Source organism: Streptomyces sp. NPDC002265, assembly GCF_040296125.1.
Classification (GTDB): domain Bacteria; phylum Actinomycetota; class Actinomycetes; order Streptomycetales; family Streptomycetaceae; genus Streptomyces.
This window is the reverse complement of sequence record NZ_JBEOWS010000407.1, coordinates 1-8,167: the sequence shown is the minus strand read 5'-3', so window position 1 is coordinate 8,167 and position 8,167 is coordinate 1. Positions and strand designations below refer to the sequence as shown.

Genomic DNA, 8,167 nt, shown 5'->3' with positions numbered 1-8,167 from the left:
TTTTACTGTGTTGTTATCTACATATCTCGTCACACCACCCCCAACACGCGTCGGGGCCGGGGTATGTGAGGGGGCCCCGCGCACACCACGAGGGCGCCGGGCCCCCGGAGGGGGCCCGGGCGCCTTCTTCGTGGAACAGGCGCTAACGGCCGGCGACGACCTCCGCCGCCGCCCGCCCGCACACCCGTGCCGCGCCGTGGGTGGCGATGTACAGGGCGCCGCGGGGCGCGGACTGGGGTACGCCCATCTCGACCACGACCGTGTCGGGGCGGGCCGCCAGCAGGGTGTCGAGCGCCGTCGCCATCCACGGGTGCCGGTGCTCGTCGCGGACGACGGCGACGATCCGCCGCTCCCCCGCCGCCGCCAGCGCCGCGGGACCCGCGTCCGGGCCGGTGAAGCTGCCCGTCTGCGTCCCCGGCAGCAGACCGGCGAGCTCGGCGGCCACCCCCCAGGGGGTCTCGTCGCCGACAGCGATGTTCGCGACCGGGGTGAAGGCGGCCACGTACGGGGCCTCGACGGGCGGCGTGTACGAGTCGGCGCCGGTCACCGCGAGGGCGCGCCGGGCGGCCACGAGCCCCACGTCGGAGCGGACCTCGTGGGTGCGCACGTCGGTCGTGGCGGTCCAGCGGGCCAGCTCGCGCACCCGGCGCGCCGCGTCCGCCAGCCGCTCCTCGGGCAGTTCGCCGGAGCGTACGGCCCCGACGAGGGCGTCGCGCAGACGCCGTACCGTCTCGTCGTCGGCCAGGCCGCCGCCCACGCAGATCGCGTCGGCGCCGGCCGCCACGGCCAGCACGCTGCCGCGCTCGATGCCGTAGGTGGCGGCGATGGCCTGCATCTCCATGCCGTCGGTGACGATCAGCCCGTCGTAGCCGAGTTCGCCGCGCAGCAGTCCGGTGAGGATGCGGCGGGACAGCGTCGCCGGGTGCTCCGGGTCCAGGGCGGGGACCAGGATGTGGGCGCTCATGACCGCCCGGGTGCCGGCGGCGATGGCCGCGCGGAACGGGACCAGTTCGCGCTCGGCGAGCACCTCGGCGTCCACGTCGATGCGGGGCAGCGCGTGGTGGGAGTCGACGGCCGTGTCGCCGTGTCCCGGGAAGTGCTTGGTGCAGGCGGCGACGCCCGCCGACTGGAGCCCGGTGACATAGGCGGCCGTGTGCCGGGCGGTCAGCGCGGTGTCGGCGCCGAACGAACGGACCCCGATGACCGGGTTCGCGGGGTTCGAATTGACGTCCGCGGAGGGTGCCCAGTTCAGGTTGACGCCGCAGTCCGCGAGCCGGCGGCCCAGCTCGAAGGCCACCTCCCGGGTCAGCTCGACGTCGTCCACCGCGCCGAGGGCGTGGTTGCCGGGGAAGCTGGAACCGGTGCGCACCTCCAGGCGCGTGACGTCGCCGCCCTCCTCGTCGATCGCGACGAGCACGTCGTCGCGCTCGGCGCGCAGCTGCGCGGTCAGGACGGCGAGCTGCTCGGGCGAGGCGATGTTGCGGCCGAACAGGCCGACGGAGGCGAGGCCCTCACCGAGGCGGCGCAGCAGCCAGTCGGGGGCCGTGGTGCCGGTGAAGCCGGGCTGGAGGACCGTCAGCGCGTCGCGGGTCAGCGTGTCGGTGCCGCTGGCGAATGTCGTCATCGGATGGGGTTATCCCTTCACGGCTCCGGCGGTCAGGCCGCTGACGGCCCTGCGCTGGAGGAAGACGAAGAGGATCAGGATCGGGACGGCGAAGAGCGAGGACGCTGCCATGGTGGCGCCCCAGTCGTCGCCGAAGGCGGTCTGGAAGCTGGACAGCCACAGCGGGAGCGTCTGGGACTCGGCCTCCTTGTTGAGGACCAGGACGAGCGGGAACTCGTTCCAGGCGGTGATGAAGCCGAACAGCGAGGTGGACATCAGGCCCGGGGCGAGCAGCGGCAGGATGACCCGGCGGAAGGCCTGGCCGCGGGTGCAGCCGTCGACCATGGCCGCCTCCTCCAGCTCCCTGGGTACCGCGGCGACGAAGCCGCGCAGCGTCAGGACGGTGAACGGCAGGATCATCATCATGTAGAAGACCGTCAGCGGGACGAGGCTGTTCAGCATCGACGCGTCGCGCACGATCATGTACATCGCGATGACCATGACCTCCCAGGGGGCCATCTGCGCCAGCATGAAGCCGACGACGAAGCCGCGCCGCCCGCGGAACCGCATCCGCGCCAGCGCGAAGGCCGCGACGAGTGCGATGACCAGCGAGAACACCACCGCGAGGACCGTGACGACCAGGGAGTTGCCGACATACGTCCAGAAGTGGTCGACGCCGGTCGCCTTCTGGAAGTGCTCGAACGTGACGTCGGTCGGGAACCAGACCGGGTCCTCCGCGATGATGTCGCCGGTCGGCTTGAAGGCCGTGGCGAACATCCAGTACACGGGGAAGACGAAGCCGACGAACAGGACGGCGGCCGTGACGTTGGGCCAGATGCGGCCGATGAGCGAGCGCTTCACAGCTCGGCCCCCTCTTCTTCGTCCTGCTTGAGCACGATCCGCAGGTAGTAGGCGGTGACGCAGAGCAGGATCAGGATGGTCAGCACGGCGATCGCCGCGCCCATGCCGTAGTGCTGGTTGCCGACGCCCTCGATGTAGGCGTAGACGGGAAGGGTCTCGGTGAGCCGGTCGGGGCCGCCGCCGTTGATGGTGAAGACCTGCACGAACGCCTTGAAGACCCAGATGATCTCCAGGAACGTGGTCGCGTAGAGGAAGGGCCGCAGGAACGGCAGGGTGACCGTGGTGAAGCTCTTCCACACGCCCGCGCCGTCGAGGGCCGCCGCCTCGTACAGCTCGCCGGGGATGGTGGTGGTGGCCGCGTAGAGGTTGATCGCGACGAACGGTATGGACTGCCAGACGATCAGCAGGGTGACCACGAAGAAGGTCGACAGCTGGCTGCTGGTCCAGCTGTAGTCGGCCATGGAGTGCCAGCCGAGCTTGTCCAGCACCCAGTTGACGACACCGAAGCGCTGGGCGAACAGCCACTGGTAGACGGTGGTCGCGGCGACCACGGGCATCGCCCAGGCCAGCACCAGGCCGATCATCAGGGTCACCCGCATCCGCTTGCCGAGGCGGGCGAGCAGCAGGCCCACCAGCGTGCCCAGCAGCATGATCAGGACGACGTTGACCGCCGTGAACAGCAGGGTGCGCAGGGTGACGCGCCAGAAGTCCTCGCCGGTGAGGGCTTCCTTGTAGTTGTCGATGCCGTTCCACTCGGTGACATGCTGGATCAGCTGTCCCATGTTGAGGTTCTGGAACGACAGCAGCAGGTCCTTCAGCAGCGGCCAGCCGAGCAGCAGCACGGTGGCCGCGCAGGCCGGCAGCAGCAGGAGGTACGGGGCGAGCGCGCCGGTGCGCCGGGCCCCTCGTGGTTGGGGCCTGCCGGGTCCTCCGTCGTCCGACTTGCGGACGTCCGCCGGACCGGAGGGCGGCCGTTCGGTCTGCACGGTCATGCTCGCCATCTCTTCTCTCGACCGGGTCGACGCCAGGGCGGGGGCCGTCGGAAGGACGGCCCCCGCCTCCTGCGAAGCGTTACTGCTGCTGCGCCAGGCGCTTGTTGAAGTCGCCCTCGACCTGCTTGGCGGCCTCGGCCGGGGACTTGCCGTTCAGGACGGCCGTCATGAAGGTCTTGACCGGGTTGGGCGCGTTCTCGACCGCGGCCCACTCCGGGATCAGCGGCGTGGTGCCACCGCCCGCGGCGGCCGGCGCGGCGGCCTCGGCGGCGGCGTTGCCCGCCAGGTTGCTCTGGAGGGACTCCTTGTTCGGGATGACGCCGTTGATCTTGGCCAGTTCACCCTCGTACTGGTCGGACAGCGCGATCTTCAGGAACTCCTTGGCGAGCTCCTGCTTCTTGCTGCCGGCCGCGACGGCGAGGTTGGAACCGCCGAGGAAGACGCCCTCGGGCTTGCCGGCCGTGGCACCGGGGATGGTGAAGTAGCCGATCTGCTTCTCGATCGCCGGGTTGGCCTTGATCGCGGTGCCGGCCTCCCAGCCCATGCCGATGATGGCGCCGACGTTGCCCTTGCCGAAGACCTCGCCCTGCTGCGGGGTGGCCTCGTCCTTGTCCTTGGGAGCCTTGGACAGCGCCTGGAACTTCTTGTACGTCTCCATGGCGGCGGCGACCTTCGGGTCGGCCAGGTTGGAGACGTACTTGTCGCCGTCCTTCTTGACGAGCTCGGCGCCCTCGCCGATGGTCAGGCCGACGAAGTGGTACCAGTTCTGGCCCGGCAGGTAGATCGGCTCGTTCTTGGTCTTGGAGCCGATCTGCTTGAGGTCGGCGTAGAACTCGTCACGCGTCTTGGGGAGCTCGTCGATGCCGGCGTCGGCCCAGATCTTCTTGTTGTAGATGACGACGCGGTTGGCGAAGTACCAGGGCGCCGCGTACTGCTTGTTGTCGAAGACCGAGGAGTTGTTGAGCGCCGCGGTCCAGTCGGCGCCGATGGAGCTCTTCAGGTCGGCGAGCTCGGCCAGGCCGCCGGTCTTGGCGTAGGCGGGGGTCTGGGTGTTGCCGATCTCGAAGACGTCCGGCGGGTTCTCCTCGGACAGCGCCGTGGTCAGCTTCTGCTGGATGCCGTTCCACTGCTGGACCTCGAACTTGACCTTCGCCTGCGTCTTCTTCTCGAAGGCGGCGGCCACGTCCTTCTGCCACTGGTCCGGTGCGGAGCCGTCCATGACCCACACGGTGAGGGTCTGGCCCTTGCCCTTGTTGCCGTCCGCTGCGGCCTTGTCGTCGTCCTTGCCCCCGCACGCCGCGACGGAGAAGATCATGCCCGCGATACCGATCGCGGCTACCAGCTTGCGCTTCACGCCAACCCTCCTCAGGGATGCCACAAACCCCCCTGCCTCCCCGCGGTGACCGTCAACGCGCCGTACCGCCCATGGGGCCTGGGACTGGACCAATGGTGTAGACCAGTAAGCGGGAGCTTGGCCCAGACCAATAGGGCTGTCAAGGGTGTTCGAGCGGGGCCGAGTCGTCCGTTACGTGACCGCGATATGCAGGGACTTTTCATTTCGCAAGGCACCAGAACGGACGCCCGCATTCCCCTGGACCACACCCGCCACGGCAGCACCTTGGACTAGACCAACCAGGGCCTCGACGGTATACAGAGGGGATCACGGAACGTGCGAGGTCACCCACAGGGGACACCGCGCACACGAAGCCGTGCCACGATGTGAGCCGTGGCCGACGGACATGTCGGTCGCTTCGGCACCGGAAGCCGGGAAGGCGGAGCATGAGCACCGACGTCAGCAGTGCGGAGAACGAGGGTGGGGCGACCGTCCGTACCGCGCGTGTGCCCAAGTACTACCGCCTGAAGAAGCATCTGCTGGACATGACGGAGACCCAGTCGCCCGGCACCCCGGTCCCGCCCGAGCGGACCCTGGCGGCCGAGTTCGACACCTCGCGCACCACCGTCCGCCAGGCGCTCCAGGAACTCGTCGTCGAGGGCCGACTCGAACGCATCCAGGGCAAGGGCACGTTCGTCGCCAAGCCGAAGGTCTCGCAGGCGCTCCAACTCACCTCGTACACCGAGGACATGCGCGCCCAGGGCCTCGAACCCACCTCGCAGCTCCTGGACATCGGGTACATCACCGCCGACGACACCCTCGCCGGTCTGCTCGACATCACCGCGGGCGGCCGCGTGCTGCGCATCGAGCGGCTGCGTATGGCCAACGCCGAGCCGATGGCCATCGAGACCACCCATCTTTCGGCCAAACGCTTCCCCGCGCTGCGCAGGTCGCTGGTGAAGTACACCTCCCTGTACACCGCCCTCGCCGAGGTCTACGACGTCCACCTCGCGGAGGCCGAGGAGACCATCGAGACCTCGCTGGCCACCCCGCGCGAGGCGGGCCTGCTCGGCACCGACGTCGGCCTGCCGATGCTGATGCTGTCCCGGCACTCGCTGGACAAGGACGGCCGGCCGGTGGAGTGGGTGCGGTCAGTCTACCGGGGCGACCGGTACAAGTTCGTCGCACGGCTCAAGCGCCCGCAGGACTGATCCGCCGCGCGGCCGAAACGCCCGCAGGACTGACCGGGCATCGGATCCACCAGGGCCCCGGGGCGCGCCGCCCCGGGGCCCTGGTGCGCCCAAAGCGCCCCCATGGTGCGCGTGTTGTACGAACGAGGGGTTCCGTTCCCGTGACACCGTGACCTAGATTGCCTGCGCGTCATAGGCGATCTACGAGGGGACGGAACGCCAGATGTCAGAAGCCCCAGAAGTGACCCGAGAGCCGGTGGTGACGCCCGTGCGCGCCGTCATCGGCCTGTGCCTCGTCGCGCCCTTCGTGGCGATGCTGTGGGTCGGGTCCTACGCCAAAACGGATCCGACGTTCATCGGGATCCCGTTCTTCTACTGGTACCAGATGCTGTGGGTGCTGCTCTCCACGGCACTGACGATGACCGCGTACCAGCTGTGGCAGCGCGACCAGCGCGCCCGCGCGTCCCGGAAGGAAGGTGCGTCGCGGTGAAGGACGGGGTCAACGGCGTAGCGCTCGGCGTCTTCGTCTTCTTCTTCCTGGCCGTCACGGCCCTGGGCTTCCTGGCCGCGCGCTGGCGCAGGGCCGACAACGAGCACACCCTCGACGAATGGGGTCTGGGCGGCCGCTCGTTCGGCACCTGGATCACCTGGTTCCTGCTCGGCGGCGACCTGTACACGGCGTACACCTTCGTCGCCGTGCCGGCCGCGGTCTACGCGGCGGGTGCCGCGGGCTTCTTCGCGGTGCCGTACACGATCCTGGTCTATCCGCTGATCTTCACCTTCCTGCCCCGGCTGTGGTCGGTGTCCCATCGGCACGGATACGTCACCACCTCCGACTTCGTCCGCGGCCGCTTCGGCTCCAAGAGCCTGTCGCTGGCCGTGGCCGTCACCGGCATCCTGGCCACCATGCCGTACATCGCGCTCCAGCTGGTCGGCATCCAGGCCGTGCTGGACGTGATGGGCGTCGGCGGCGGCGAGAACAGCAACTGGTTCGTGAAGGACCTCCCGCTGCTCATCGCGTTCGCCGTGCTGGCCGCCTACACCTACTCCTCGGGACTGCGCGCCCCCGCCCTGATCGCGTTCGTGAAGGACACCCTGATCTACATCGTGATCGCGGTGGCCATCATCTACATCCCGATCAAGCTGGGCGGCTTCGACGAGATCTTCAAGGCGGCCGGCGACAAGTACACGGCGGCCGGTGCGGGCGGGCTCGTACCCCCCGAGGCGGGCCAGTGGACGTACGCCACCCTGGCGCTCGGTTCGGCGCTCGCGCTGTTCATGTACCCGCACTCGATCACGGCGACGCTGTCCAGTCGCAGTCGCGACGTGATCCGCCGCAACACCACGATCCTCCCGCTGTACTCGCTGATGCTGGGCCTGCTCGCGCTGCTCGGCTTCATGGCGATCGCGGCCGGGGTGAAGGTGACCAACGGCCAGCTGGCGATCCCTCAGCTCTTCGAGAACATGTTCCCGGACTGGTTCGCGGGGGTGGCGTTCGCCGCCATCGGCATCGGGGCCCTGGTCCCCGCGGCCATCATGTCCATCGCGGCCGCGAACCTCTTCACCCGCAACATCTACAAGGACTTCATCAAGCCGGACGCGACCCCGAAGCAGGAGACCCAGGTCTCCAAGGTGGTGTCGCTGCTGGTGAAGGTGGGTGCCCTGGTCTTCGTCCTCACCATGGACAAGACGGTCGCGATCAACTTCCAGCTGCTCGGCGGCATCTGGATCCTGCAGACCTTCCCGGCCCTGGTCGGCGGCCTGTTCACCCGCTGGTGCCACCGCTGGGCGCTGCTGGCGGGCTGGGCCGTGGGCATGGTGTACGGCACGCTCGCCGCGTACGGGGTGGCCTCGCCGACCCAGAAGCACTTCGGCGGCAGCTCGAAGGAGATCCCCGGCATCGGCGAGATCGGCTACATCGGTCTGACGGCGTTCGTGCTCAACGTGGCCGTCACGGTGGTCCTCACCTTCGTCCTGAAGGCCGTCAAGGCTCCCGAGGGCGTCGACGAGACCAGCCCGCAGGACTACACGGCGGACGCGGGCGACCCGGGCGTACAGGTGGAGCTGCCGCCGGCCACGGCCGGATCGGCGCAGCGACGGCGGCGGAGACGGCCAGCAGTACGACGGACAGCCACAGGCCCTTGGCGATGCCTCCGGAGGAGTCGGACAGCAGGCCGGAGACCAGGGG

Annotated in this window: 7 protein-coding genes; 3 read left to right on the top strand and 4 right to left on the bottom strand. The window is 69.2% G+C overall.

Going from position 1 to position 8,167, the window contains the following annotated elements; genetic code table 11:
* Nucleotides 1-142 precede the first annotated feature (142 nt).
* From ABT085_RS40750 to ABT085_RS40735, 4 genes are all read right to left on the bottom strand, one after another.
* On the bottom strand, nt 143-1,624 hold the full coding sequence (locus ABT085_RS40750) for a glycoside hydrolase family 3 protein (protein WP_351620405.1): 1,482 nt from the start codon (nt 1,622-1,624) through the stop codon (nt 143-145).
* Nucleotides 1,625-1,633: 9 nt separating this feature from the next.
* Entirely contained in the window at nt 1,634-2,464 is an 831-nt protein-coding gene (locus ABT085_RS40745) for a carbohydrate ABC transporter permease (RefSeq protein WP_351620403.1), read from the bottom strand.
* Nucleotides 2,461-3,456 (bottom strand): carbohydrate ABC transporter permease, encoded by a 996-nt coding sequence (locus ABT085_RS40740; RefSeq protein WP_351620400.1) that lies wholly within the window; start codon nt 3,454-3,456, stop codon nt 2,461-2,463. Before ABT085_RS40740 ends, ABT085_RS40745 begins: the two co-directional genes overlap by 4 nt.
* A 79-nt stretch (nt 3,457-3,535) precedes the next feature.
* Nucleotides 3,536-4,810, bottom strand: a complete 1,275-nt coding sequence (locus ABT085_RS40735) for an extracellular solute-binding protein (protein WP_351620397.1) — start codon at nt 4,808-4,810, stop codon at nt 3,536-3,538.
* Between the two features lie 425 nt (nt 4,811-5,235).
* On the opposite strand from ABT085_RS40735, the gene ABT085_RS40730 reads away from it, so the two are divergent.
* The 3 genes from ABT085_RS40730 to mctP all read left to right on the top strand — a co-directional run.
* A complete protein-coding gene (locus ABT085_RS40730) occupies nt 5,236-6,000 on the top strand; it encodes a GntR family transcriptional regulator (RefSeq protein WP_351620394.1) in 765 nt (254 codons plus the stop codon).
* Between the two features lie 202 nt (nt 6,001-6,202).
* Entirely contained in the window at nt 6,203-6,469 is a 267-nt protein-coding gene (locus ABT085_RS40725) for a DUF3311 domain-containing protein (RefSeq protein ID WP_351620391.1), read from the top strand.
* Nucleotides 6,466-8,167, top strand: a 1,702-nt coding sequence (gene mctP, locus ABT085_RS40720; protein ID WP_351620388.1) for a monocarboxylate uptake permease MctP, incomplete at its 3' end; no start/stop codon positions are given. The genes ABT085_RS40725 and mctP, both read left to right, overlap by 4 nt.

Excerpts from the sequence above, each read along its gene's own strand:
- ABT085_RS40750 (WP_351620405.1), bottom strand. The coding sequence starts at position 1,624 with ATGACGACATTCGCCAGCGGCACCGACACGCTGACCCGCGACGCGCTG.
- ABT085_RS40740 (WP_351620400.1), bottom strand. The coding sequence starts at position 3,456 with ATGACCGTGCAGACCGAACGGCCGCCCTCCGGTCCGGCGGACGTCCGC.
- ABT085_RS40725 (WP_351620391.1), top strand. The coding sequence starts at position 6,203 with ATGTCAGAAGCCCCAGAAGTGACCCGAGAGCCGGTGGTGACGCCCGTG.
- ABT085_RS40730 (WP_351620394.1), top strand. The coding sequence starts at position 5,236 with ATGAGCACCGACGTCAGCAGTGCGGAGAACGAGGGTGGGGCGACCGTC.